The organism is Paenibacillus sp. 1-8, assembly GCF_056316205.1.
Map to the genome: position 1 here is coordinate 5392100 of NZ_CM149995.1, position 25870 is coordinate 5417969.

Here is a 25870-nt window from a genome sequence, read left to right on the forward strand (position 1 = left end):
TTAATGATTTTATTTTGCATAAGATGGTCTGTAACGATATTCTATCCTCTTCTAACCTTAAGTGGAGGTGATTACATGAGTTTACCAGAAAGCGTCGGAAATCGGATACGAGAACTAAGAAAAGCTAAAGGATGGACACAGGAACAATTGGCAGAAGCAGCAGGACTTCATTACAGTTATATTGGCGGAGTAGAACGTGGGGATCGAAATATTTCATTGGAGACGTTGGAAAAAATAATTTTAGCGTTAAAAGTTCCACCCTTTGAACTTTTTCAATTCGATGAAACTTCGGATCGAAAACAAATCATAAATGAACTTATGGTACTCATAAATTCAAGAGAAACAACAGAGCTCGAAATTCTTACTACTATAACAAAAAATATTGTTGGTTTAATTGAGTTACAACAAAAAATGGATTGAACATAAAAAGCAAATCGGGATTCTCAGACGAGTTAGTAAAGAAGTTTCACGCGCGTTTGAGTAAGGCCATTCCACCCCGGAAAAGCTTGATTACAACCAAAAAAAGAGCACCGCACAGGTGCCCTCCATAAATCTTCACAAAAATACTCAAGCGTACAACATAAAAAAGCTCACTTCATGCCCCAACTGCTTCAAATAATTATATATTTGCGAACGGTGATGGAATACATGTGTCACAGTTTCAATCTGCCATTGGACTTGCACATGTCCATGCTCCATATAAAAAGCTTTGGTCGAACGATTCAAATAATCGTCTTCGCTGAGCGAAAGAATGTAAGCCTTATATGCCTCAAAATTCTCTCTGAAGCTTGCAGCCAAGCGTTCGGGATCGTCTACCTCGGACAGGCTGTTTTCAATATTTCCTACTTCTTCCTCGGACTTCTCCTGATGCATAATCGCAAGATCCGAAGCAGGAATGAGTACAAAATGATGCACTAGCTCCAAAAGTGAGCGGAAATTGTCCTGTGGACGAAAGCTCCAATCCTCTGGACGTATTTTACGGATCAGGGCTTCTCCTGTTCGTACTCCAGTCTCCAGCTCATTCAGCAAATGTTCCCGAATTTGCAGCGTTCCACTCATGTTCTCATCTCTCCTTTGTCATTCTTCTTCATGTTTTGAGTATAACGGAAGCCTCGGGGCGTGTATTGTAGAAATCGGACAACTTTCGAAAATCCCTTGCCGCTGTAAGCGGAGAATCACCATAAAATCTGCGGAAATCACGGATCAGGTGCGCCTGATCGAAAAAGCTGTGCTCCAACGCAAGCTCCGTCCAATCCAGAGGGTCACCGCTTTGAATACTTTGCAGAACGCTCTGGAAGCGAACGACTTCACTGAACTTTTTGGGACTGATCCCGATCCATTGCCCGAACTTGCGGTTGATCTGTCTTTCACTGATCGCTTCGCGCTCTGCTAGCTCTTTAACACTCATACTCCCACTACTTACAAAAATACGATGCAGCAGGTTTTTCATCAGGTCACAATCGTTCGTCCCTTGGCGCAGTATAAGCTGGTTCAGATACTCGTCCATCATCCGCACCCGTTCATTGAAATCCCGAGCTTCCAAAATGCGCTCACCTATGATCTCGATATTCTCGGGCCATATATCATCCAAGCGATAATTACCGCCTGTAAACAAGTGAGTCGGCATACCGTGAAAATAATGTGCCCCGCCCGGAAAAAATCGCACAGCAAAAATGCGTGTCTCGGTACCTGCTTGTCTGGCAGACACGAACGGATGTGTAAACGTCCCGCAGTACGACAGATCATAACGCTGACTGCTCGGGTCATATTCTAATAGAATATCCGTACAGCCGTCAGGCAATACCCGCTCCTTCGCTTCTTCCTCCAGCCAGCATGATGAAGCTACGTCTTCACACGAAACGTCTAGACCTCCCTCTACTTCTCTAGTAGACGGACCGGACTCCCAATAACATGCCACGTAAGCCCTAAGAGCAGCAGACGGCCTTTTTTCGATATAGGTTGTGGAAGAATCACTTCCAGTGACCTGAATCGGACGAAACAGTGAATGCAGCAAAGGGTCCATCCATCGTTCACTCCTGTCTCAGCACGTGTTGGGAATAAATATAGCTCTATGTATGAGGATTTTGCAAAAATCCTGGTATACAAAAAGGACGTTTCTACCCGAAACGCCCGTGCTTGTTTTTTTAGACGACTAAAAATTCTGCTTTCTGCTCACATTCCTTGCACTTCACTGGAGGGTCCCAATCCGAAAATTTCGTTTCCTTGAGATCGACGACATCCGGTGCATCCTCGTATTCATCGACGAACATATCAATTGCCAGTTCCACATGCTCTTTACATACCACGTACATCCAAGTTGCATCCCTTTCCGTATGAAGCTCTTCCAGTTGTTTGGTGTCTGTTACAAACGCCTTCCTTTGTTCTACCACACTTGACGCGGAAAGGAAAGAGCCTGATTCCTATCCCTGACGCTTGGTTTTAAAAATGAGAAAATGACTGACGTTCAGGTCCTCGTGGTAATCGGGATATCGTTCCAGCATCTCTGCCGACGGCTTCGGTATCCCACTTGTTCATATCCAGTTCATTCTCCCTTCTGTACTGACTAAACCGCGCTAATCCGCTTTCCCGGTAGGACAATAAATTTTACGCAAATTCCCTCTTATTATTAATCATAACGTTTACGATGATAAAATATCTAATTTACACATGATTTTTACATGAATTTTACAGGTATTCCTTACTGAAATAGTATGATAGTGTTTTATTGGAAAACGCTTTCAAAAATAACTTTGTAAAGGGGCCTGCCTGTTATGTTAAAACGAAGACCCGTTTCATTGCTGTCGCTGACCCTTGCCATCACTCTGTTGTTATCTACGTTCGCGTCCGTTGCCGCCGCTGCTGAATCTGAAGGACAAGCACCACAAGCCACCGCCGCCAGCAGTATGCAATCGTATGTCGAAGCCATGCAGCCCGGATGGAATCTGGGCAATTCTCTGGATGCTGTCGGGGCAGATGAGACTGCCTGGGGCAATCCACGCATTACTCAGGCACTGATCAAGCAAATTGCTGCCCAAGGATACAAAAGCATTCGTATTCCCGTCACCTGGGATAAACACATCGGAGCTGCACCGAATTATACCGTTGACGCTGCCTACATGAACCGTGTAGAAGAAGTCGTCCGCTGGGCACTGGATGCCAATCTGTACGTCATGCTCAATGTCCATCATGATTCGTGGTTATGGGTAAGCAGTATGGAGCCCAAGCATGATGAAGTACTGGCCCGTTATAACGCATTATGGACACAAATTGCCAATCGCTTTAAAGATCAGCCGAACAAGCTGATGTTCGAGAGCATTAACGAACCCCGTTTCTCCGAAGGAGGAACGACGGATGAAGCGAAAATGAACCAGATGCTCCAAGAACTGAATGTTTCCTTCCACAAAATTGTCCGCGCCTCTGGCGGCAATAATGCAACCCGCCCACTTGTTCTGCCCGGCTTGGATACTTCACCTGCCCAGAACAAAATCAACGAGCTGTACAACACGATAACCAAACTGAACGATCCCAACCTGATTGCGACTGTCCACTATTATGGCTATTGGCCTTTTAGTGTGAATATTGCCGGATATACTACATTTGAGAAGGATACCAAAAACGATATTATTCAAACCTTTGATAACGTCTATAATGCCTTTGTAGCCAAGGGCATTCCGGTCATTGTCGGTGAATATGGCCTACTCGGCTTCGATAAAAATACAGGTGTTATTGAACAAGGCGAAAAGCTGAAATTCTTTGAATACCTGACTTATTATATGAAAGAGAAGAAAATAACAGGCATACTCTGGGATAACGGCCAGCATTTTAACCGCACAACATACAAGTGGTCCGATCCTGAACTCTTTAATGTCATGAAATCCAGCTTAAAAGGACGTTCCTCCAATGCAGTCAGTGACCTCATTCACTTGAAGAAAGGCACTTCCGTTCAGGATGCCACGGTCACTTTAAACCTGAACGGCAATCAGTTGAGCACACTAAGCGCCAACAACAAGCAACTGAAACAGGGCACCGAATACACACTGAGCGGAGATACATTAACCTTGAAGGCCAGCTTGCTTACCAGCCTAACCACTTCCGGTAAATATGGTGAGAATGCAGTAATTAACGCCAAGTTTAATAAGGGGGCAGACTGGAATTTTAAAGTAGTCGTGTATGATACACCAAAATTAAGCGCTACCGAGGGTACTACGCAAACCTTTACCATTCCAACGGACTTCCGTGGCAGCCAGCTTGCCACAATGGAAGCTGTTTATACCAATGGCGGCAATGCCGGTCCGCAGGATTGGACACCGTATAAGGAATTTGGCAACACCTTTGCCCCTGCGTATGATGCGAATGGCATCAAGCTGCTACCTGAATTTTTTAACAGTGTGAAGGATGGTGAAGTCACGCTGAAGTTCCATTTCTGGAGCGGTGATGTGGTAACATACAAAATTACCAAGAACGGAACCTGTGTAACGGGAACGGCATCCTAACCTAAAATACAACCGACAAACTGAAAAGGCGTTCCCGGAAAATGATCCGGAGAACGCCCTTTTTTATAGTTATGCCTATAAATTATACCTTAGCCGTCCGGCTTATCCGTTAATTTCAACGTCACGGATTCTTCCTTGCCTGCCCGGTAAAAGGTAACTTTCAGCTCGTCGCCAATCTTCTTGTTATCATACAAGTAGCGGCGCAAATCAAGCGTGGAGTTAATCGGTTCAATATCGAACGCGGTAATGACATCGTTCAGCTTCAAGCCTGCCTCCTCGGCAGGGCCGTGCGCCTCCAGAACAACCGCTCCGTCCTTTACGGTATCAGGCAACTTGAGTTCCTTGCGCTGTGTTTCATCCAGCGGAGCATACTCATTATTGAGGTCAACTGTGTATACTCCCAGATAAGGACGGGTAATCTTGCCGTCCTCAACCAGTTCATTCACCGTCTTCATGACCTCATTGGCGGGAATGGCGAAGCCGAGTCCTTCCACACCGGTATCGGCAATTTTCATCGTATTGATGCCTATCACACGTCCGTCCAGATCGACCAGCGCACCGCCGCTGTTTCCTTCATTAATCGCTGCATCGGTCTGGATGACATGCTGCTCCCAGTCATATACGCCATCCTGATTAATGGAAATGGGAATAATCCGATTCGTATAGCTCACAATGCCGGAGGTGAGCGTATCGCCCAAGCCAAGCGGATTACCAATGGCAATCACGGTCTCGCCCAGACGAAGCTTACTGGAATCACCGATATCCGCTATCGTGCTAATGCCCTTATCGTCTACCGCCAGCACTGCGATATCGCTAATGCGATCCTTGCCGATCAGCTTCGCCTCTTTTTTGACACCATCCACAGTTACAATCTCCAGATCATCCGAGCCTTCAATCACATGATTGTTAGTCATAATAAAGGCTTTGCCGGAGGTTATCCGGAAAATAACACCCGATCCAAGCGCCGACGGCTCTGCGCTATGACCGTCTCCCCCTTTCAGGTTCACGATGCTGACGACGGCCGGACGCACCTTGGCTGCCGCCTGCACAATCCGGTCATACGGGTCACCCGCCGCTTGGCGCATGGGATAATGACTTGCTCCGGTTACCGCTGTAGTGGAGGGCAGACCTGTAATAAAGCTGAACAGGAGCACCGCAACTACCGCACTGACTGCACCGCTAATGACAGCAGCCTGCACCGGACTCACGCCCCGGTTCCTGTACGGCCATCGTCCCTGTCCTCCACGACGTGCCTTGAATGCCTTTTTTTTGGCCGCACGCGTGGATACCCTCGTTGAATAAAAATCGTCATCAAACAAGCCCATGCTAATCCTCTCCCCTTCGTTGTCATGCACCGACACTCACTAAAAAATTAGGGCTATTCGGGCTTGCGCCAACCTATGCTACTGAGACTCGCTCCGTTTGAACGCCAAAATGGATTGAATATCCCCCATGACCGAAACAACCGCTCATTTCAGCCTACTTATTAATCACCACAAATGGGGCCTCCCTAAGCATCCTGATCTCATAAACCAGCATACACGTCGCATCCCACTCCGAATAGAGGAAAAAGGAGGAATGATTTCCAAATCAGTTGACTACAATAGTAACAAGTCTTCTATTCTATTACAAAATGATCGTCTCATAGAGACGTTCTGGCCTGTTCCCGTTCGCTTGTAACAGCTTATGCTTCCGATACAAGCCTTCTTTCAGAAAGCTTTCAGTTGTTAGCTTTATTGTATCACAGCACCCGGCAAAACCAAGCTGATCACACGCCATTTTTCAAATATTTTAACAGGAGGAATGTATGATGAATCAACATCGCTCAGCTATGGATGAAGTTCGTATGGCTGCCAAGCTTGCGGATCTGAAAGACGAGCATTACCGCAACACTTTGGCGTTAAGTACACTCATTGAGCTATTGGTGGACAAAGGCATTGTGACCCGCGAAGAGGTAGAACGCAAAGCCGCCGAGCTGGACAGCTTTATGGCTCACTTACCTTATCCCACGGTGTAGGACGGTCATAATACGTATCGCACAATCGGAACTCACTGTCCTTGTAAAAGCAGCCGCGATCTTCCATTGCTCCGCGCACGGTCAGCTTTGCCAGCTCCATCATATTGTGGTCGCGGCTCAAATGCGCCAAATACGTTCGCTTCGTCCGTCCCGTCAGCAGCTCGCTAAGGATCGCGCCCGCCGTTTCATTGGATAAGTGACCGATATCGCTGAGAATACGGCGCTTGATATTCCATGGATAACGTCCCATGCGCAGCATTTCCACATCATGATTAGACTCCAGTACCAATACATCTGCGTCTGAAATGGCCTGCTTCACCTTGTCGCTGACATAGCCGAGATCAGTAGCTACACTGAGCTTCTCTGCCCCATCGTAAAAGCTATAGCCTACCGGCTCAGCCGCATCATGGGATATGCCAAAAGACTCTACGCGCAACGATTCAAATTCCCGTGTGCCGCCTGTCTCCAATATTCTGCGGTTATCGTCCGCAATCTGACCGACGGCATTACTGATAGCAAACCATGTCTTCTCATTCGCATACACAGGTACATTATATTTACGCGCCATGGCGCCTAGTCCTTTAACATGATCAGAATGCTCATGTGTGACCAAAATACCATCCAGCTCTTCTCCGCTCAGATCGCGTTCCTTTAGCAATTCATCAATACGCTTCGCGCTGAGACCTGCGTCGATGAGTAATGTCGTGTCTTCGTTCCGGACAACGGTGGCGTTGCCGGTCGAACCGCTCGACAGCACGGTAAATGAAATCCCCATATCTGTTCAAGACCCTTCTGTTTGTTCTGTCTTTGGACTTATGACATCTCCATTCATCTGCACGTAATACACGCCTTGCCCGTTATCCAGCATAAACCGCCATACAGGCGCAGCTACCTGGCTATCCGAGTTAAAGGTTTGTCCGTAATAACCAAGCCGAATATCCTTCACAATCGCATCACGCGGCAAATAACTGTCAATCAACCGTGCCAGCGCCTTGGATGCGGGCAGCATTTTCTTCGCTTCATCCGAGGGCTGGAGATCAACCTGAATTTTGCGATATCCTGTAATCTTCTGATTGCTGTAAAACAGAGCCAGCTTCACATTAAACAGCGGCCATTTATCCTGTACCAACGGATGCAGCACAAAAGCGTCCGTCTGTCCGGATGCCGGCTCCTCCTGTACATCCAGTGGATCATACTGGTAGTTGTCGATATCCTTGATTTGCGGCTGTAATGCCTCAACCAGCGAATCGTGAGTGAATACAAGCTTGCTGTCTACCGGCTTTACCAGCTGCACGCGATCATCCTTTTTCCCACTATGAACATACGTGTAGGAAAGCTTGGGCAGCTGCGGGGTATCCCCGGGAATCGGAGCCAGCACCTGAATGCTCTTTTCTTCCATTAAACGCTGCGTATTTTCATCCAATGAAGTAAAATCCAAATTCGGCCCTGCCGTTTCCTGCGCATCATTCCACAACTGGCGCCCCAGCACTACATTGAGCAGCAAAAATGTACAGATCAGTACGTTTTTCGCGCGGCTCCAATCCATTCCCGTTCCCCCTTTCTGCCATAAGCCTATATGGTCACTTCTTTGACTCCTGAGATTGCTGTGTTTGCGGTGTACTCGACGTTGTCGCTGTTACGGCACAGCGTGAATCTCTGCTACTGAACCATCGCCCAACGTAACCCGCCACTCGGGAACGAGCTTTAACCCATCATTGATCAGCTCCGGCTGATATACAGGGGTCAGATTTCTAATCGTTTTCCCTTTGGCTACAGCGTCCAACTGCTTCTTCAAGGTTTCGCCGCCTGGAAGCATAACCTTTTTCGAGGATTGTTCGCCGCCCTTCAGATACAACAGCGAACGATCATAGACGGATGCCGTTTCCTGCTGGATTTCCAACAAAATCGTGCCAAACCGGAAGGATGGCGTGTCCAGCACCGGATAAGCCCCGTAATACTGCTGAAACAGCACACTTGTACGGTCTTCATCGCTGCTTCTGATTTTCAGTTGATAAGAAGCATCCCAGCCGCCATGTTGATTTACAAAATCAACCGCGGCCAACACATCCCTAATCGGGCTGCTTCCGCTCGCTCCCGGGGCGCTGGGATCGGTATAGCTCATCCATCGCTGATCCTGCTTGATTTGCAGACTGCGCTTGCTGTCTGTATAAATTTGGGAACCATCCTTCTCCTGAATATTACGCGTAATCCCCGGATCGAAAAATAAATTCCGCTGCATCTGCTCTGTCGTGAACAACCCGGCATATACCACTGGCTGCACCGTCTCCAGGTTATCTGCGGGAATGTAATACTGATTATCCACCAGCTCGTACAACGGGGCATTTTTACCGAAATTCACATGCTGCCGGATATCCTCCACCGTCATATCGAACTGATTCGCCTCATACACCACATCGCCTCTGGCACTGAAAAAGAGAGCATGCGGCTTGGCATTTTTCTCATCTATATAGATCCAGATACGGTTAATCGTCTCTCCCTGAAATACAGAATCCGGCGTCAGACGCATGACCCTCTCCAGCAGTGAAACAGGGACGCCCCCCGAAAAGGACAGCTCCATGCCCTCATTCTCGCTGCGAATCCGCGCCCAATCCGCCGAATGGATACTCCGACGTTGAAAGCTGTTAAAGCTCCGGCTTTCCAGCCGTGTAAAAATCAAATCATAGAAAGCAACGCCCGGATAAAAAACGGTATGCTTGTTTTGCCCTTGGTGAATCAGCATTTTATCGGGAAACACGAGATTTTCAATCTTTTTCTCCTGTCCCATGCTCTCGGTTTTGACATAATTCGTCTCCGAAGTAAGTACAGAATCACTGCCCGGAAGGCGATAAATCAGAAAATAACTCTGTATGAGACTGGAAGCAACCAGCAAAATAAGCGCCCATGACTTCAAACGTTCCTTCACTGTGCTTCCCTCCCCTCACCCGACATGGGTAGTGTAAAGGTCGTACAGGTTCCCTGACCGTATTCTGACTCCAGAAAAATCTGGCCCCCATGCGCCTTTACAATTTCCCGGGCAATCGATAGCCCCAAGCCTGTGCCACCCATATTGCGCGATCTGGCCTTGTCCACACGGTAAAACCGTTCAAAAATCCGGTCCAAATCCTTTTTGGGAATCCCTATCCCGGTATCCTGAACCGAAATAGCCAGCATTCCCTCACTATTGCGGCGAGCTTCAATTCGAATATCTCCGCCCTCCGGCGTATATTTCAAAGCATTGGACATCAGATTGTCCAACACCTGCTCAATTTGATCCCGGTCAATCACGACCTTGCCGATCCCCTGCTCCACGAACATTCCAGACCGGATATTCTTTTGCTTCATTTGAAAAGAAAATCGATCCGCGACTTCGTCCAGCATCTCCATCACATCCGCAGGCTGCATCCGCAAAGGCGCCTCATTGGAATCCAGCCGCGACAGATGCAGCAAATCCGTAACTAACCGGATCATACGCTCCGTCTCGTTGCGGATCACGCCTACGAAACGCTCCGCGAGCTGCGGTTCACCCATTGCCCCGTCATCCAGCGCTTCGGCATAGCTGCGGATCGTCGTCAACGGGGTGCGCAGCTCATGCGATACATTCGCTACGAACTCCCGCCGTGTTGTCTCCATTTCCTCCTGCTCCGTCACGTCCTGAAGCACCGCAATCGTTCCCGTGATGCCGAATTCACGCCGATGAATCGGCGTGAACGTCACGCGGATAACGATCGGCTCGTCCTGACCCGCGGGCTCCAGCTGTAACAGCGTGGAAGCCGAGGAACCGCTGTACAGGGCCTCGGTTTCCTCCGGGTCGATACCGAGCAGCACCGCAATATGTCTGCCGGTCATTTCGTTCTCGTTCACGCCCAGCATCGCACTGGCTCGGCGGTTGACCAGAATAACCCGGCCATTGTCATCTGTAGCGACCACACCGTCGCTCATGTTGGTCAAGATGGAGGAGAGCTTTTCCTTCTCCTCTTCATTTTGCGACAACGCCTCGCGCAAGCGGCCTGTCATATAGTTAAAGGCCACGCTGAGCCTGCCGATCTCATCGTCGCCAAACACAGGCATCTGCTGGTCGAATTTGCCCTCGGCAACCTCTGTCGCATGACGCGTCATCACCTTAATCGGGTGTGTAATCGTATGCGCCAGCACCACGCCCAGCACAGCCGTCAACGCCAATGCAATGAGCATGCCTGATAGAAACACATTGTTAATGCGTTTCATCGTATCGTACAGCTCGGTCATGGAGGCAGCGATATACACTGCGCCGACAATCTTGCCTTGGCTGATGACGGGCTTGGCAACGACCTTCTTGCGGACATTATCCTCGTCCACCATGTATTCCTCGTTGTCACGGATACCCTGGAGTGCGCGGCTGACCACCGTCTGCGTATTTTTGCGTCCGACATAATCGGCGTGTGAGCCTTGGGACGTAATCAGCACCTTACCGCTGGCATCCAGCACCTGAATTTCTGCGCCGCTGAAATCAAACAGATTATTCACGCGTGCACGCAAACTTTCTACGCTGTCTTCCTCCATTTTACCGTCACTGCCGCTCAGATCTTGTTCTGCCAGCACGGACAGCATTTCCGCCCGTGCCTGCAAGTCCTGTGTAAAGTTACTCGTCAGAGAGTTCTTCATCGAGCTGACAAAATAAACCCCGATCAGCTGCATCGCCACTAAAATCAACAGCACATAAATAATAATCAGCTTCGCATGAATAGTGCGAAAGAAAGACAGCCATCTCATGCCCGCAGGCCACCTTTGCCCCCGCTAATAATGTATCCGAGTCCACGGCGCGTCAGGATCGTCTCCGGCTTGCTCGGGTTTTCCTCAATCTTCTCGCGCAGCCGCCGGATCGTCACATCCACCGTCCGCACATCTCCGTAGTATTCGAAGCCCCATACCGCCTGGAGCAAATGCTCCCGCGTCATGACCTTCCCGGCATTTTTCGCCATATAATACAGAAGCTCATACTCCCGGTGCGTCAGATCGAGCGGTGTACCGTTTTTGTAAGCTGTATACATATCCGTATCAAAAAAGAGGTCCGCCACGCGCAGCCCCTGCTTCTCTTCCTGCGAGCGGCTTTCCGACGTGCCTGCCCCGCCGCGCTGCTGTCTGCGCATCTGTGCCTTCACCCGCGCCAGCAATTCCCGTGTGCTGAACGGCTTCGTCACATAATCATCTGCGCCCAGTTCCAGCCCCAACACCTTGTCGATTTCGCCGTCTTTGGCAGTCAGCATAATAATCGGCGTCTGGAGCTGATGCCCGCGCACCTCGCGGCACACGTCCATGCCGTCCATCCCCGGCAGCATCAGGTCGAGCAGAATCAGGTCAGGCTGCTGCTTGACCGCGATATCCACCGCGCTGATTCCATCGAAGGCGCAAATCACCTGATAGCCCTCTTTTTCCAAATTAAATTTCAAAATATCAGCGATAGGCTGTTCATCATCCACCACCAGAATCGTTCCCTGCATACAGCGCTCACCTCTTCTCACGGATCATGTTATATATTAACTTTCGTTTGTCAGTATCCATAAGATGCTTATTCTATTCTATCATACCTATGCGCCATTCCATTACTTCTTCGGACCCTTTCTTTACGCAGAAAAAAACCATGCCTGCACCTGACTTTAAGCATGCAGAAAAACATGGCCTTTCCCCTTGATCTTCATGAATCATCAATAACCCATCGTTATAAACAACCCATCTATCTTAAATACGTCATTGGATTACGTGGCGTATTGTCTTTACGTATTTCAAAATGCAGATGTGTTCCTGTCGAGCGTCCTGTGTTCCCCATAACCCCGATCGACTCGCCTTGTTGAACGACCTGTCCTACATGAACGCCAATGCTGCTCAAATGCCCGTACACCGTTTGGTAGCCGTTGCGATGATCGATCATAATGACATTGCCGTATCCATTCTGCTGCCCTGCAAATGTGACTACGCCTTCATCCGATGCGTGAATGTCAGGACTACCGACCAAATCGACACCCTCATGCATACGCCCCCAGCGTCCCCCGAAACTACTCGTCATGGTCGCACCCGCAGTCGGCCAAGCAAATTGACCCGAACCTTCGCCCACGACCTTCGTTCCTTTCAGAACCACCTCGGTAACAGACGGCTGCAATACCTTTTGACCGAGCCATTCTTCTTGCACAACCTCGCCGTTCTCCTTGGTCAGACGGTAATCCATTTCCTTCAAGCCCGCTTGTCCCGGTCTGACGACCTTGGTGACTCCTGCTTTCAGTTCGTCACTTTGGCGAACCTCAATCTCAGGCTCAATGGCAATCTGCTCGACGACCTTCTCCACCGTCCGGACCGTAACCGGAGCCTTTGGAGCCGTGAGCTTCAGTTCATCCCCGATTTGCAGATACCGCTCACGCGAGCCGGGGTTGTTCTGCTTAATCTCCCAAGCGGTCATATTAAATTTATTCGCAATCGACGACAAGGAATCGCCTTCCTGCACTGTGTACGTTACAGGTGCCTCACGCGCTTCGGTCAGTGCTTTAACCGCTTCTGCCTCAGTCAGCACCTTGTTCGGGTCTGCTTTTACAGGCTCGTATGCAATTTTCTCGCGAATACTGGCAGACTCCAGCCACGCTTTAGGGGTTTTGCTACTGGTACTTGCATGACTGCTGCCCACGGATGTTTTGCGAACCAGTCCCTTGATGCCTGTAGCCACGCCTTCACCCGCAGGTGTGTATTTCTTCTGCACTTGCTTTAAAGCCGCCTGCGCAGTCGCTTTATCCTTTACAATACCGACCGTCTGGCCGTTGACCTTTACTTCTACTCCTTTGGCATATGCGGTCAGCAACCCGTCCAGCTTCTTCAGTGTTGCTCCGCTGTCGATATCCACTTTATACGCCTTTTCGATGCCTGTCGTTACCGCGCTCGTATTGAGCACCATGTCCACACCGGGATACTTATCCTTATATTGCTTGCTCTTCATTGTATACAATTGCTTTAGCTGTTGCTCATTGAGGATGCTTCCAACCTCGACACCTTTTACATACACTTTATAATAAGGGACTGTATTGGCCCCGACATATTGATTACCCGCAAAAATAAGACTGCCTGCAATCACCACACCGCCTGCGGTCCAGCTCAACCATTTTCTCCGTCCGCTCCACCACTTTGCTATTTTTCCCGTTTCCCCAGCAGGCTTGTCTTCCATGCTCGAACCTTCATTCCTGCTGTCTGGTGAATGCTTCTCCTTCAAAACCTTCATGATTCTCTCCTTTTCAGCATATCTTATCTCTATATAAATGCGTTCGTTATTGGTCTCTCACCCTATGAATCTAGCCTGTATTTACAAGTATCTATGATATTAGTCGCTATCTCTCATTGCATAGTTGCGTAAAAGGTTTCAAAATTTTAACCTTTTCGCGACACTGTTTACTTTAACATAGCTTTTACAAAGAATTCAACTGCACTCCAGATCCTTCCTGACACGCAAAAAAATCCGCGCCCGGCGCGGATTCCACAGTCCTATTGTGAGCATGTCTATTTAAGCATACCCATCAGCTTGTTGTATTCCTCTTTGGTCAAATATTTGGCAAGCACCTGCTGAATATCCTGAAGCTCTTGCTCGGTCAGGCCGCCTTCCATCGCGGCTGATATTTTCTGCATTTCCTCCGGCGGTAGCTTTTTCATCAGAATCGCAAAAATTTCCTGCTTCTGCTCTGCGGGTAAGCTATTCTTCTTTTCCGTCAAATTATCAGGCGTAATGACCAGCTCATGACCTTCAATACTCATTTCAGGTGTAGTTGTACCTTCTGCCCGTTCCTGTGATGCGTTGCCAGATGCACCAGCCGACGAAGAACCGCCCTCCTGCGGGGTTTTCCCATTCGTTGCCCCACTGGTACCCGTGCCTCCCGTATCGCTCCCGTTCGCTTCCAAGCCCTGTCCCATGACAGGCAAAGCATCATCAGGCGGTTTTACACTTTCCGAACCGCCGCCCGTAGCTTTGTTTTTTCCCGTATCTGTACTTTTATCGGTACCAGAGCTTCCAGTCAGCCAGCCCAATCCCCATACTGGCTGATGATCCAGCTGAATGTTAAACTGCCGCAGCAGCGATTGAACATAGGCATTTACGACCACACCTGTTACCGCCAGCGTTAAAGCACTGACCAGCACCACCGTCATTCCTTTTTTAAGCAGCCATCCAAGCCACCTCATATCCCGTTACCTCCTTATACGCATCTTGCCATGTGTATCATCATGAAGTGCATATAGATCAGTATTGACGAGATATGACGATTTTTAACCCTTGGAATATGTAAAACTAGCACGATTGGATAGTAGATGTGATACTTCCATGGATCAGCGCGTACGGCGCACCCAAAAATGGAAAATGTCGCTGCGGACATAATCCAGTGAATACAACACCTGTCTGTTCAGCTCATCATAATGAAGCTGCTTGAGCAGTAACACGGTAGCCTGCGGATGCTTCAACAGACGCGTCATATGGGCATCATCATGACTCGGGACAGTAAGCTCCGAATACGCACCAACAATTCGTACCCCGGCTTTAAGTTCCAGACTTTGAAAAAGCGAACCTGAAAAAGACCCGCCTTCCAAAATCGAACCTGCCAATGTCTCCGGCATCCAATTGATAGAATGTGCTACCGCTTCCCCATCGGCTGTGCGAGTCCGCTCCAGAACGATCATGGGCTCATTCTCGGAAAACCTCATTCGTTCGGCAATATCAGGGGGACATACCGTCATCCTCTTGATAGATTCCAACTGCTCATCCTCCCGCAACCCTGCCGAACGGATCATGTCCCCGATGCTGTACAAACGATCCAGCGAGCTTGGAATGCTCGGCAGCGGGCAAGTAGCGAACGTACCACTCCCGTGCTTCACCAACAGCTTGCCTTCCGTTTCCAACTGGCGGACGGCTCCCCGTAGCGTCGCACGCGAGACGCAGAACAATCGGGAAAGTTCAGCTTCCGAAGGCAGCCTCTCGCCCGGCTCAATTTGGTTGACCTCTATATATTCCTCTATAAGCTGCTTAATGTTCTCTTGTTTTGTTGACACCGTCCAAAGCCCAGCCTTTCTATTATAGTGACCTGAGTTCAAGTGATATACATCGGATTTGTAAAGGCAATCATCGTGATGCAATCTTCCATATATCCATATAATTCGGCTCGCACCCAGCCTTTTCCTGTTGGATCTTGTAATGATAGCGTATATTCTCCTGATTGAGCAGGGATATAAGTTTCGGAGCATACCCCCTGGCCGCTTGTCAGCAGAAGGCGAAGGTTCTGAGGCTCAAGGTTGTAATGGGCTGCTCTCGTTTCCACATCCAATTGAACCGTCACGGACAGTGAATCCTCCACAGCCAGCTCTACACATTCGCCGATACCATACCGCTTATCGCTGTCATTAATTTGTGCCGACATTGTCAGTAACGGTCCCATCGTAACCGACACCGAACCGAGGCGGATCGCCTCAACTGCCCGGTTAACTAAGCTCTCCTGCTCTTCTGCTTCACAATGAATACCCAGATACGTGACAGCCGGAAGCGCATCATCCGGTTTCGATACATGCCAGTCCCGACCGCTTACCGCCGTAATGCGATACCCCTGATTCAATAAATTCGTCCACATGGCAAACGCCCGCTGGCTATCCCGCTTAATAGACGGCATGAGCGTTGACCAGACCTCAATATAATCGACCTCATGCCAGTCCTGAATGGTGTACTCCCAAAAGCACCCCGTACAGATCGGACTTCCGATCCTGAACGGATGGGCAAGCCCTGCAACGCCTCCCTGCTCATGCACCTGCCGGATTCCCTCATGAATGTCATCCGGTCCCAGCACACGCCAGTCAATAAAGCGGTCTACTCCCAGCGTCAGCATATGTCCGTAAAAGGTCGTCCACTCCATCCCTGAAATGATCGGGACACCGAACTGTCGCTGAACCCGTTCCTGATCCGCAAGTGCCGACTGCGTATTGTGATCCGTTATAGCGATGCATTCAAGCCCGAGATTTTTTGCGCTTTGGGCAAGCTCCTCCAGCGTTTGCTTTCCGTCGCTGTGAAGCGTATGGGTGTGAAGCTCAGCCGGAATCCATTTAAACATATACCGCTTCCTCCCCCGATACGTGAATTAGGTAGGCAAGCGTCTCGGTCACAACGGCATGCAAACTGACGGTGATCCGCCACATGCCCGCCGGATTATCTCCTGCAAGGAATCCCGGCGAAGCCGCAGACGAACCGAGCCAATGCTCCTGCTGCCTCTCGGGACGGTGTGCATTTCCCCGGTGGCGGAGAGGGTCATCGACAGACAGCGTCAATAAATTTTGCAGCGGTATATACTTCTTCCACAGATCGGATGAATGCCCCGGCTCGTCGTATCCGTATTTGCTCATGCTTTCCTCAATGATTTCTCGCGCTTGCTCTTGATCCTCCAATAACTTGGGGGTGTAAGAGAAGTGAATGCGGATCGTGTCAGTCGGCTGTGGGATGTGAAAAGAGTACGTAATATGGCTCTGGGTGGAGGTTCTATCGACCGTTCCCTCCACGTACAGTAGCCTGCTCATGACTCCCCATCTTGGCTTGTCGGGTCATCCACAGCATGGTTCACAGTACGATTTACAGTATGGTCGCCAGCACCCGCCCCGTCTTTGCCTGCTGCCCATAAAATACCCGCTGGTTGAAGCCGCGTTAGCTCAATCACCCGGTCCGTACGAATACCAGGAAACTGCGGCAGGTTTTCCTCGTTTAGCGTAAAAGCATACAGTCCTGCCACTTCCATGCTGTCCGCACCGCCCTCCAGCAATACGGCTCTGATTTCAGCTATATCCTCAAGCACAGCCTCTCCAGATAACTTGACCGTTGTAGAAAAATGCGACTCTGCACCCTCATAAGCAGCCCTGAAATCACCCAGTCGCAGATCATGATAGCACGATGAATACCACTGCTCCGAGCCGTGAAGGCGAAGCTCTATATCCACACAGGCATCTTCCTCGCGTCGGTTAAAGCCCGGCTTGGACGCTGGAGACAATTCACTGCTGGAATCCCTTAAGGGGCGTTTTGAAGTCTGGATAAATACATAGCTGCGCTGGTGGGCAAGCATAATGGAAGACGCATTTGACGGCATTTCCAGCTCCTGCTGACGCTCCATCTCCCACCCGGTGACCTGATAAGCAAAGGGAAAACGGCTCATGACCGCTTCACGCGGCTCTTCCTCTGGCTTCCACTGGAAAGCAGGCGGCAGCATAAAACGATAGTCCGATGAAATGTCATCCTTAAAGTTTCCATTGGTTGTCGCGGATTGGAGAACAGGATGCCCGCCCAGATCATAGTTGCCATTAAACGCAGTCGTAATATGATGTGCCCCCTGGAAAACAGCATCCAGAACGTTGCCCCCGGCATCCAGCTCGACGCGGTACATCCATTCGATATCGGTGGTTCTCCCCCATTTGCTCATGAGCAGCGGTGCGGGCGTTCCTTCATCCTCATGGCTGTACATCATCTGGTATTCAATGACCGTTTTCCCCTCATTCTCTTCCACGGAGTAGAACAGAACAAGCGGTGTATCCGTAAAGCGGTTCTCATAGGGATGTGCCAGATTGCGACCGTATAAAAGTGGGGTGTGACGATAAATCAGCGATCTTGGAGACGAATCAGCCACACAGCGCAGTTCAACCCCGTCGATCCATGCTCTGGATACAAGCGGAGACGATTCCAGCTCACGAAATTCGGCATAGACTTCATAATCGCCTTCTTTTAGATACCCCAACAAACGGGTGTACACTCCCTGACTGCTGCCATAATACAAAATAACATCCTGATTATAGGCTTCGTTCAGGTAGAGGCGCACGAAAGCGGATTCCCGATCTGTAGCAGCCCAGTCACTGTCCGATCTGGCGAGCAGATCAAGCTCTGCGAATCCGTCTTCCGGCATGGAAAACGTGAACCGGAATCCATTCCCCGGACTGAGTTCAACCTCTGCTTTGTGTAAGGAAATCCGATAACCGCAATCCAGCAGGTCCCTTTCCCACACTCGCCCACTAAATCCGGTAATCTGCACCTCTGCTTGGCTGTTCATCCCTGTAACCTCCTTAGTGTATAGCGGCTGTCTAGCTCGCATCCGCATCCTTCACCATTGTCCGAATATAAAAGTAGCCCATAAAAGAACACAGTAAAAACATAAACACTGCCATTGCGCTGGCTGTATGCGTCTCCTGATAGCTGGAAAATACCTGCTGCATCGCGACACCCAGCACCTGCGGTGAATTGGCGCCGATCAGGAACGGAGCCGTGAAGCTGCCCATAATCCCCATAAAGATGAAGGTCACCGCAACCCACATCGTTTTGTAGGAAAGGGGTAAAATAAAGCGCCCAAACAGTTGCAGCGTGCTGGCTCCCGCGTCTCTGGCACTCTCCACAACAGCGTTTGGAATGCTGGCCAAGGCCGAGCTTAGGAGCATCGTGGCGAACGGAATGTTAAACCACAGATTAGCCAGCACCAGTCCTTTGTAGTCGTAAATAATCCTCGGAATGGTTTCAATACCCAGCGGCAGCAAAAGGCGTGCAGCCCAGCCATGATTGCCGTACATCGTAATGATCGCATAGGTTGCAATTACGCCGGGAACGAACATCGGGACAAAATACAATCGGCCGATCCATTTGACGACAAAACCTTTTCCAAATCGCAGATAAATCGCCAAGGCATAGCTGATGACTAAGGTAAGGGCCGTCGAAACCAGCGTGACATTGATCGTATATATAATATTTTTTCGCATCGCAGTCTCCGTGAACAGGCGGATATAGTTCGCCAGCCCGTAGCCTGTTCCATGCTGATCTATCAGGCTTTCCTTTACGGCATAGAGAATCGGAATAATGACGACGACCAGCAAAATGAGAAAAGACGGGATGACCAGGGCAAGCCCCAGCATCCCCCTTTTGGACGATGAACTCATGATCAACCGCCCGCTACTTCACTTTGCCAGCGTTTGTAGATTTCCTGCTGAAGCTCGCCGCTGTTGAAGCTGCGGTATCCAGAAGATACACTGTTGAATTTTTCTTGCAATTCACTTGGCATCAGATTCCACTTAATCCCTGGATAACCGTACATTTTGTTAATAATAACCGTTTGCGCTTCCGGCGTCAGCACGTAGTTCAGAAATTCCTGTGTTGCTTCTTTTTTGGAGGAAAGCGAAGGAACCATCAGATAAGAGGGACCTCCTGTAAAAGCAGGGTCAATCTGTGTCAGCTTCACCGTGTCTGGAAGCAGACCTTTATCCAGTTGTTCGAGCGCCATATCGGACCAAGCCGGAACCATGTCCACCTCTCCACTTGCCAAAATATCAAGCGTACCTTGGTTCTTTTTCGGATAGACTCCCTTTTGGTACATCGAAGGGCCCAGTTCCTTGAGCAGCGAGAAGCCTTGATCCCATTTCTTCATATTTGCCGGATCATCACTGTTCATCGCTTCTGGAGGAAGGAAATTATAGATAACCGTGTTCACAAACGAACTGCCCGATCCACCCGTGGACGGGTCGTTATAGGCAAACTTGCCCGGATGCTGGCGAATCCACGTATACAGCTCGTCGGCTGTTTTCGGAGGTGTCGCTATTTTTGCACTGTTGTAGGCAAGGACAACCGAAGATGCCCGGTAAGGAATGGCCTGATTGTTTACTTGCTTGAGATACGTTTCATCGACATTCTTCAAATTGGGAACCTTGGCAGTATCGACCGTTTCCCACAGCTTTTCGCCTACCCCTTTGGTGATGTCATCCAGACTGCCTTCGTACAGGTCAATATCTGTATCGGTTTGCCCACTCTTCTTGGCTGCGATCAGACGATCCAGTGTAGATGCGCCCCCGGTTCCCGCCGGCAAATACACCAGCTTGACCTTAACGTGATCATTTTTAGCTTCAAAGTCCTTGATCAACGTCTCCCACAGCTCTTTGACGTTCAAAGAACCGCCAGTGTACAAGGAGATTTCCGTCGTTCCCGTAGCTGCTCCCGCTTTCGTATCCTTGGCTTCCCCTGTAGCTGTAGCGGCATTACCACCGTTTCCACATCCAGCCAACAACGATAAGCTAAGCACCCCGGACAAAATCAGACCCATCTTCTTTTTCCCAAACACGTTGTTGCCTCCTTTAGATAGTTGCACAAGTTCGCAGCATCATCAGATGATGCATTCATGATGGACATTGATGCGATGTAGAGGTTGATCGTGAATCTTCACTGTGCTGCTGGAAAAGTAACAATTTTACTGAAGCTGAATCTGATTTGCTCTCCACTGCGCAGCTCGGCCGCCCGTTCACGCGGCACAAACATTTTCAGATGATCGGTTCCGCTATCCAGCGAAACCTCCGCATAATGCCCGAGAATCATCACTTGTCTGATCGTTCCGGCCAGAGAGCCGTTTTCTTCCGTCGTCAGAACAATATCCTCTGGCCTTACACCGACCATGGATTCACCTGTGTATTCATGCTCCTGTGCAAACGGTATTCCGCTCACGGAGACACTGCGACCTGTGCTCACCCCCTTTAATAAATTGATCCGGCCAATAAAGCCTGCTACAAAAAGCGATTGTGGCTTGTCATAAATCTCCTGCGGCGAAGAGAGCTGCTCAATCCGACCCGCATTCATAACGACGATCCGGTCGGAAATGGACAGCGCCTCCTCCTGATCGTGGGTGACGAACACCATCGTCATTCCCGTTTGGGTCTGGATGTCGCGCAGCTCCTCCCTCATCTCCATGCGCAGCTTCGCATCGAGCGCGGAAAAAGGCTCGTCCAGCAGCAATACATCCGGCTTTAGCAGTAGAGCCCGAGCGAGCGCTACCCGCTGCTGCTGACCGCCCGAGAGCTGCCCCGGCGTTTTACGCTCTGCTGTCTCCAGCCGAACCAGCGCCAGTGCTTCCTTTACCTGACGGTCGATTTCCGCCTTTTTCACCTTGCGAATCTTCAAACCGAAGGCAAGGTTGTCATACACGGTCATATGCGGCCACAAATTATAGCTTTGGAACACCATAGCGGTCGGGCGCTTTTCGGGTGGCAGCTTGAGCACGCTTTTACCCTGAATCTCAATGTCGCCACTGTCCGGGTCCAAAAAGCCGCCAATGGAGCGAAGCACGGTTGTTTTACCACAGCCGGAAGGACCGAGTAGCGTTACAAGTTCCCCTTTCATTACGTCAAGTGAAATGCCCTTGACTCCGTCCCCCGTCTTAAAGCGTTTGGTTAACTCACGAATGGATAATTGAATGGACATTAGATTTGGCTCCTTTTTACCAATTGCGTTATTTCACCTGGAATCCCCCAGCCAGCACGTCCGCACTTACGAAACGCCTTGCTGCAAGCAGCAAGATCACCGTGGGCAAGGTCAAAATGACGGAGAATACTGCACCGGTTGTGCTCGGATAATCCGCAATAATGGAATACATGATGACGGGCATCGTTTTATAGTCCGGTGTCCCGACGAGCAGCGTTCCCTGCGCCTCATCTAATGAAGCGAGAAATGTAAAGATGGAAGCGACCACAATGCCGGGCAGCGCCATGGGGAACGTAATTTTCCAGAAAACCCGTAGCGGTCCCGCCCCGGCATCCCGGGCAGATTCCTCTTGAGCACGATGGACGCTGCGGAACGCAGAGGAAGGAATCCAGGTCATGTACATCAGGGTGTTCACCATGTGGATCAATACAATGCCCGTAAAGGTGTTCATCAGCCCGAACTTGTAGAACAACACCGCGATGGACACGTACAATCCCATTTTCGGGAAAGCATGCGTGAGCAAAAATGAAAACAAAAACCACTTACTCAGCGGAAACGAAATCCGAGCAAAGGCGTAGGCAGCGGGAACACATACGATAATCGAGCAGACTGTAACGGTAATGGCGATCAGGAAGGATAGAGATATGGAGCTGAGCACATCATCCTGGGTCAATACAAACTTCCACCATTCCAGTGACAAGCTCTGTGGCAGCGGTGCAGGATACTGCCATTTTCCCGAAACCGCTAATAGTAGCAGGTTGGTCAGAGGCCCCAGGAAAAAAATGACGAAAATGACAAGCACGATGAACTCCACAATTTTACGTGTGCCAAGTGAGCGAAGATACCAGTTCATAATTCATCCCTCTCAAGACGTCTAGACGTCCGAATCTCTTTCTATCTGGATTATAGAGAGGGTTTGTTATCACAAATCGACATGGGCGATAAGACTTTGTAAAGGGGAGGGAAATCAGAGGAACGGTTTTTACATAAAAAAAAGGAGAGGGAGGCTTTAACAGCCTCTCTCTCCTTAAACGTGCAGGAATAGCTATACAATTGAATAGGCATAACGCCTTAACAGATAAAACGATTCTGCTGGTTTACAGGTAAATCGGAAGCACTTGGTTCGTTTGGTCACGGTTACGACCAACAGAGAAGATCGCAATTGGAATACCTGTCAGTTCAGATACGCGTTGTACGTAATTACGAGTAGTCTCAGGCAATTCCTCCAGCGTTTTCACGCCAGTAATGTCTTCGCTCCAGCCTGGCAGTTCCTCGTATACGGCCTCGCACTCCGCCAGCATTTTCAAGCTAGCCGGATAATGCGTAATCACCTCACCGCGATACTTGTAGCCTGTGCAAATTTTCACCGTTTTCAGACCTGTCAATACGTCCAGCGAGTTCAAGGACAGACCTGTAAGTCCGCTGACACGACGGGCATGACGTACAACCACACTGTCAAACCAGCCAACACGACGAGCACGACCTGTAACGGTACCGTACTCATGACCTGTTTCACGGATGTAATCGCCGATTTCATCATTCAGTTCCGTTGGGAACGGACCGTCACCGACACGAGTTGTGTACGATTTGGCTACACCAATGACCTGTTGGATCTTGGACGGGCCTACACCGGAACCGATACATACGCCGCCAGCCGAAGGGTTGGAGGATGTAACGTACGGATACGTGCCTTGGTCGATATCGAGCATAACGCCTTGCGCGCCCTCGAACAGTACCTTTTGATTCGCATCAATCGCATCATTCAGCACAACAGACGTATCCCCTACATAAGGACGAACAAATTCTGCATACTCCAGGTATTGTTTCAGTATATCTTCCACATTCAGCGGCTCGCCGCCGTATACCTGTTCGATCACTTGATTCTTTTCCTTCACTTGAAGGCGCAGCTTCGTTTCGAATTCCTCTGCATCCAGCAAATCAGCAATACGAATACCGTTACGAGCAGCTTTATCCATATAAGCAGGGCCGATCCCTTTACGCGTCGTACCGATTTGGTTAGGTCCTTTGCGGTTTTCTTCCAGCACATCCAACGTGATGTGGTATGGCATAATAACATGTGCACGGTCACTAATGACCAGATTTTTCGTAGAGAAGCCATTATCGTGAATGTAAGTAATTTCTTCAATAAGAGCGGCCGGATTAACTACCATGCCGTTGCCAATGACACACTTTTTATCTTCATAAAAAACGCCGGATGGAATCAGGCTCAGCTTGTACTTTTTACCGTCAATGAGAATCGTATGACCAGCATTGTTTCCGCCTTGGTAACGGGCCACTACTTCAGCGCTTTCCGCCAGATAGTCCGTAATTTTGCCTTTGCCTTCGTCTCCCCATTGTGTTCCCACAACGACTACAGTTGACATGTTTCATTCCTCCGTGGAGTGCCACAGACACTCTGATTTTGAGCTGACGCGCTGCGCATATCCGACTTCAACCGCCTGAGCGGACAGATACGGAGCGTTCTTGGACAGCAGGAAAAAACGTCCGTCGCAGACATTCCGTAGGTACGGAAAGCCCCGGGCGTAATGATCTCCCCACTGCGTTGAAGCAGCACTATAAGTGTAACAGCACCATTTTTCAAAGTCAAATAAAAAGCGAACATTATATCACATGAAAATAGTATTGTTCGTAATTGAGAGTTTCGGCCTTTATATGAAAACTTATGAATATCGTATGTAAAAGGCCCCTTCGACATTGCGAGAACCGCGTCGAAAGAGCCTTTTTTCAAATATATCATTCCGTTATCCAGCGAACGCATCCGAATGGGCACGCTCGTAATTGGCGAATTTATTATAATTTTTGAGAAACACCAGCTCTACCGTACCGACCGGGCCGTTACGTTGCTTGGCAATGATAATCTCGATAATATTTTTCTTTTCCGTTTCCTGATTATAGTAATCATCCCGGTACAGAAACGCGACGATATCAGCATCCTGCTCAATGGAACCGGATTCCCGCAAATCACTCATCATCGGCCGCTTGTCCTGACGCTGCTCCACACCCCGGCTCAACTGGGAAAGGGCGATTACAGGCACTTCCAGCTCACGGGCAATTTGCTTCAAGGTCCGCGAAATTTCGGATACCTCCTGCTGCCGGTTCTCGCCCGACTTCCCGCGCCCATGAATGAGCTGCAAGTAGTCGATCACGATCATACCCAGTCCCTTTTCCGTCTTGAGACGGCGGCACTTGGCACGGATATCCGCAACCGTAATACCCGGCGTATCGTCAATATAGATCTCGGCCTCCGACAAGGCTGCAATGCCCATCGTCAGTTTCGCCCAATCGTCGTCGCCTTTAAAATCACCTGTCCGCATCACGTTCGCATCCAGATTGGCCTCGGCGCAGATCATCCGCTGCACGAGCTGGGCCGCTGACATTTCCAGACTGAAGATAGCAACCGTCTCCTTCGCCCGAACCGCAACGTTTTGCGCAATATTCAGGGCGAACGCCGTTTTACCTACGGATGGACGAGCTGCCACAATGATCAAATCATTGCGCTGGAAACCTGCCGTCATCTTGTCCAAATCAACAAAGCCGGATGGAATCCCGGTCGTATTGCCCTTGTTCTGGTGCAGCAATTCGACCCGGTCGAACACTTCCATCACGACATCGCGGATGGCAATAAAACCGCTGCCCGAACGCCCGTTGGATATCTCCATAATCTTGCGCTCGGCATCGCTCAGCATACCGGCGACGTCCTCGCCACCGCTATAGCCTTCGCTCACAATCTGCGTAGCTGCACGAATCAATCGGCGGAGCATCGCCTTTTCTTCAATAATCTGAGCGTAGTAATCCACGTTGGCCGCTGTCGGTACCCCGTGAGCCAGCTTCGCCAGATAGCTGACACCCCCGATATCCTCCAACTGGCCCTTGTCCTGAATTTTCGAGGTCAGGGTAACCAAGTCTATCGGCTGTCCGGATTCACCCAGCTCAATCATCGCTTCGTAAATCATCTGGTGAGCCTTATCGTAAAAATCCTCGGTCTGCACCCGCTCCATCGCTGTAATCAGTGCTTCGGACTGGAGCAAAATGGACCCGATAACCGCCTGTTCTGCCTCCAGGTTTTGCGGAGGAATCCGATCGAAAAATTCGCCGCCCATA

The 25870-nt window shown here is 49.7% G+C and carries 23 protein-coding genes and 2 pseudogenes; 3 read left to right on the forward strand and 22 right to left on the reverse strand.

The window, feature by feature from the left end; genetic code table 11:
• Window positions 1-75: 75 nt before the first annotated feature.
• Complete coding sequence (locus tag AC0WRU_RS24885; protein WP_476126733.1) at window positions 76-420, forward strand: helix-turn-helix domain-containing protein; 345 nt, start codon at window positions 76-78, stop codon at window positions 418-420.
• Between the two features lie 147 nt (window positions 421-567).
• Here AC0WRU_RS24885 and AC0WRU_RS24890 read toward each other — a convergent pair whose 3' ends face one another.
• The 4 genes and pseudogenes from AC0WRU_RS24890 to AC0WRU_RS24905 form a co-directional block, all read right to left on the reverse strand.
• On the reverse strand, window positions 568-1059 hold the full coding sequence (locus AC0WRU_RS24890) for a DinB family protein (protein WP_476126734.1): 492 nt from the start codon (window positions 1057-1059) through the stop codon (window positions 568-570).
• A gap of 28 nt (window positions 1060-1087) precedes the next feature.
• On the reverse strand, window positions 1088-2023 hold the full coding sequence (locus AC0WRU_RS24895; RefSeq protein WP_476126735.1) for a DUF6597 domain-containing transcriptional factor: 936 nt from the start codon (window positions 2021-2023) through the stop codon (window positions 1088-1090).
• 121 nt (window positions 2024-2144) lie between these two features.
• The gene (locus tag AC0WRU_RS24900) at window positions 2145-2312 is read right to left on the reverse strand and encodes a CxxH/CxxC protein (protein ID WP_081750721.1); all 168 of its coding nucleotides are present in this window, start codon (window positions 2310-2312) and stop codon (window positions 2145-2147) included.
• 108 nt (window positions 2313-2420) lie between these two features.
• Window positions 2421-2519: pseudogene (locus AC0WRU_RS24905) on the reverse strand (SAM-dependent methyltransferase); the annotation flags it as partial.
• 252 nt (window positions 2520-2771) lie between these two features.
• Between AC0WRU_RS24905 and AC0WRU_RS24910 the strand changes: the two are divergent.
• Window positions 2772-4493, forward strand: coding sequence for a cellulase family glycosylhydrolase (locus tag AC0WRU_RS24910; protein ID WP_476126737.1), 1722 nt, complete (start codon window positions 2772-2774; stop codon window positions 4491-4493).
• Window positions 4494-4582: 89 nt separating this feature from the next.
• On the opposite strand, the gene AC0WRU_RS24915 is transcribed toward AC0WRU_RS24910, so the two are convergent.
• On the reverse strand, window positions 4583-5818 hold the full coding sequence (locus AC0WRU_RS24915) for a S1C family serine protease (protein ID WP_476126738.1): 1236 nt from the start codon (window positions 5816-5818) through the stop codon (window positions 4583-4585).
• Between the two features lie 485 nt (window positions 5819-6303).
• On the opposite strand from AC0WRU_RS24915, the gene AC0WRU_RS24920 reads away from it, so the two are divergent.
• Complete coding sequence (locus tag AC0WRU_RS24920; protein ID WP_014278958.1) at window positions 6304-6510, forward strand: hypothetical protein; 207 nt, start codon at window positions 6304-6306, stop codon at window positions 6508-6510.
• Here AC0WRU_RS24920 and AC0WRU_RS24925 read toward each other — a convergent pair.
• From AC0WRU_RS24925 to dnaB, 17 genes and pseudogenes are all read right to left on the reverse strand, one after another.
• Window positions 6479-7285 carry an MBL fold metallo-hydrolase gene (locus AC0WRU_RS24925; protein ID WP_476126739.1) on the reverse strand — a complete coding sequence of 269 codons (807 nt, stop codon included), beginning with the start codon at window positions 7283-7285 and terminating at the stop codon, window positions 6479-6481. The genes AC0WRU_RS24920 and AC0WRU_RS24925 overlap by 32 nt on opposite strands.
• A 6-nt stretch (window positions 7286-7291) precedes the next feature.
• Window positions 7292-8056, reverse strand: a complete 765-nt coding sequence (yycI, locus tag AC0WRU_RS24930; protein ID WP_134911793.1) for a two-component system regulatory protein YycI — start codon at window positions 8054-8056, stop codon at window positions 7292-7294.
• Window positions 8057-8090: 34 nt separating this feature from the next.
• Window positions 8091-9433, reverse strand: a pseudogene (locus AC0WRU_RS24935) (YycH family regulatory protein).
• Window positions 9430-11259: a cell wall metabolism sensor histidine kinase WalK gene (walK, locus tag AC0WRU_RS24940; protein WP_476126741.1), complete on the reverse strand. Its 1830-nt coding sequence runs from the start codon at window positions 11257-11259 to the stop codon at window positions 9430-9432. The pseudogene AC0WRU_RS24935 and the gene walK overlap by 4 nt, the downstream one beginning before the upstream one ends.
• Window positions 11256-11987: a response regulator YycF gene (gene yycF, locus AC0WRU_RS24945; protein WP_014278963.1), complete on the reverse strand. Its 732-nt coding sequence runs from the start codon at window positions 11985-11987 to the stop codon at window positions 11256-11258. Before yycF ends, walK begins: the two co-directional genes overlap by 4 nt.
• Window positions 11988-12220: 233 nt before the next feature.
• Window positions 12221-13744 (reverse strand): peptidoglycan DD-metalloendopeptidase family protein, encoded by a 1524-nt coding sequence (locus tag AC0WRU_RS24950; protein ID WP_476126742.1) that lies wholly within the window; start codon window positions 13742-13744, stop codon window positions 12221-12223.
• 275 nt (window positions 13745-14019) lie between these two features.
• Window positions 14020-14694, reverse strand: a complete 675-nt coding sequence (locus AC0WRU_RS24955; RefSeq protein ID WP_476126743.1) for a hypothetical protein — start codon at window positions 14692-14694, stop codon at window positions 14020-14022.
• 144 nt (window positions 14695-14838) lie between these two features.
• Window positions 14839-15555, reverse strand: coding sequence for a GntR family transcriptional regulator (locus AC0WRU_RS24960; protein WP_476126744.1), 717 nt, complete (start codon window positions 15553-15555; stop codon window positions 14839-14841).
• 38 nt (window positions 15556-15593) lie between these two features.
• On the reverse strand, window positions 15594-16601 hold the full coding sequence (locus AC0WRU_RS24965) for a CehA/McbA family metallohydrolase (protein WP_476126745.1): 1008 nt from the start codon (window positions 16599-16601) through the stop codon (window positions 15594-15596).
• On the reverse strand, window positions 16594-17061 hold the full coding sequence (locus AC0WRU_RS24970; RefSeq protein ID WP_476126746.1) for a hypothetical protein: 468 nt from the start codon (window positions 17059-17061) through the stop codon (window positions 16594-16596). Before AC0WRU_RS24970 ends, AC0WRU_RS24965 begins: the two co-directional genes overlap by 8 nt.
• On the reverse strand, window positions 17058-18572 hold the full coding sequence (locus AC0WRU_RS24975) for a hypothetical protein (protein ID WP_476126747.1): 1515 nt from the start codon (window positions 18570-18572) through the stop codon (window positions 17058-17060). The genes AC0WRU_RS24970 and AC0WRU_RS24975 overlap by 4 nt, the downstream gene beginning before the upstream one ends.
• Before the next feature lie 31 nt (window positions 18573-18603).
• On the reverse strand, window positions 18604-19446 hold the full coding sequence (locus AC0WRU_RS24980) for an ABC transporter permease (RefSeq protein ID WP_476126748.1): 843 nt from the start codon (window positions 19444-19446) through the stop codon (window positions 18604-18606).
• A 2-nt stretch (window positions 19447-19448) separates the two neighbouring features.
• Window positions 19449-20618: an extracellular solute-binding protein gene (locus tag AC0WRU_RS24985; RefSeq protein WP_476126749.1), complete on the reverse strand. Its 1170-nt coding sequence runs from the start codon at window positions 20616-20618 to the stop codon at window positions 19449-19451.
• Window positions 20619-20716: 98 nt separating this feature from the next.
• Complete coding sequence (locus AC0WRU_RS24990) at window positions 20717-21748, reverse strand: ABC transporter ATP-binding protein (RefSeq protein WP_025683713.1); 1032 nt, start codon at window positions 21746-21748, stop codon at window positions 20717-20719.
• Window positions 21749-21776: 28 nt separating this feature from the next.
• A complete protein-coding gene (locus AC0WRU_RS24995; protein WP_149096164.1) occupies window positions 21777-22601 on the reverse strand; it encodes an ABC transporter permease in 825 nt (274 codons plus the stop codon).
• A 244-nt stretch (window positions 22602-22845) separates the two neighbouring features.
• A complete protein-coding gene (locus AC0WRU_RS25000; RefSeq protein ID WP_025683711.1) occupies window positions 22846-24132 on the reverse strand; it encodes an adenylosuccinate synthase in 1287 nt (428 codons plus the stop codon).
• Between the two features lie 378 nt (window positions 24133-24510).
• Window positions 24511-25869 (reverse strand): replicative DNA helicase, encoded by a 1359-nt coding sequence (dnaB, locus tag AC0WRU_RS25005; RefSeq protein WP_014278975.1) that lies wholly within the window; start codon window positions 25867-25869, stop codon window positions 24511-24513.
• Between the last annotated feature and the right edge of the window lies 1 nt (window position 25870).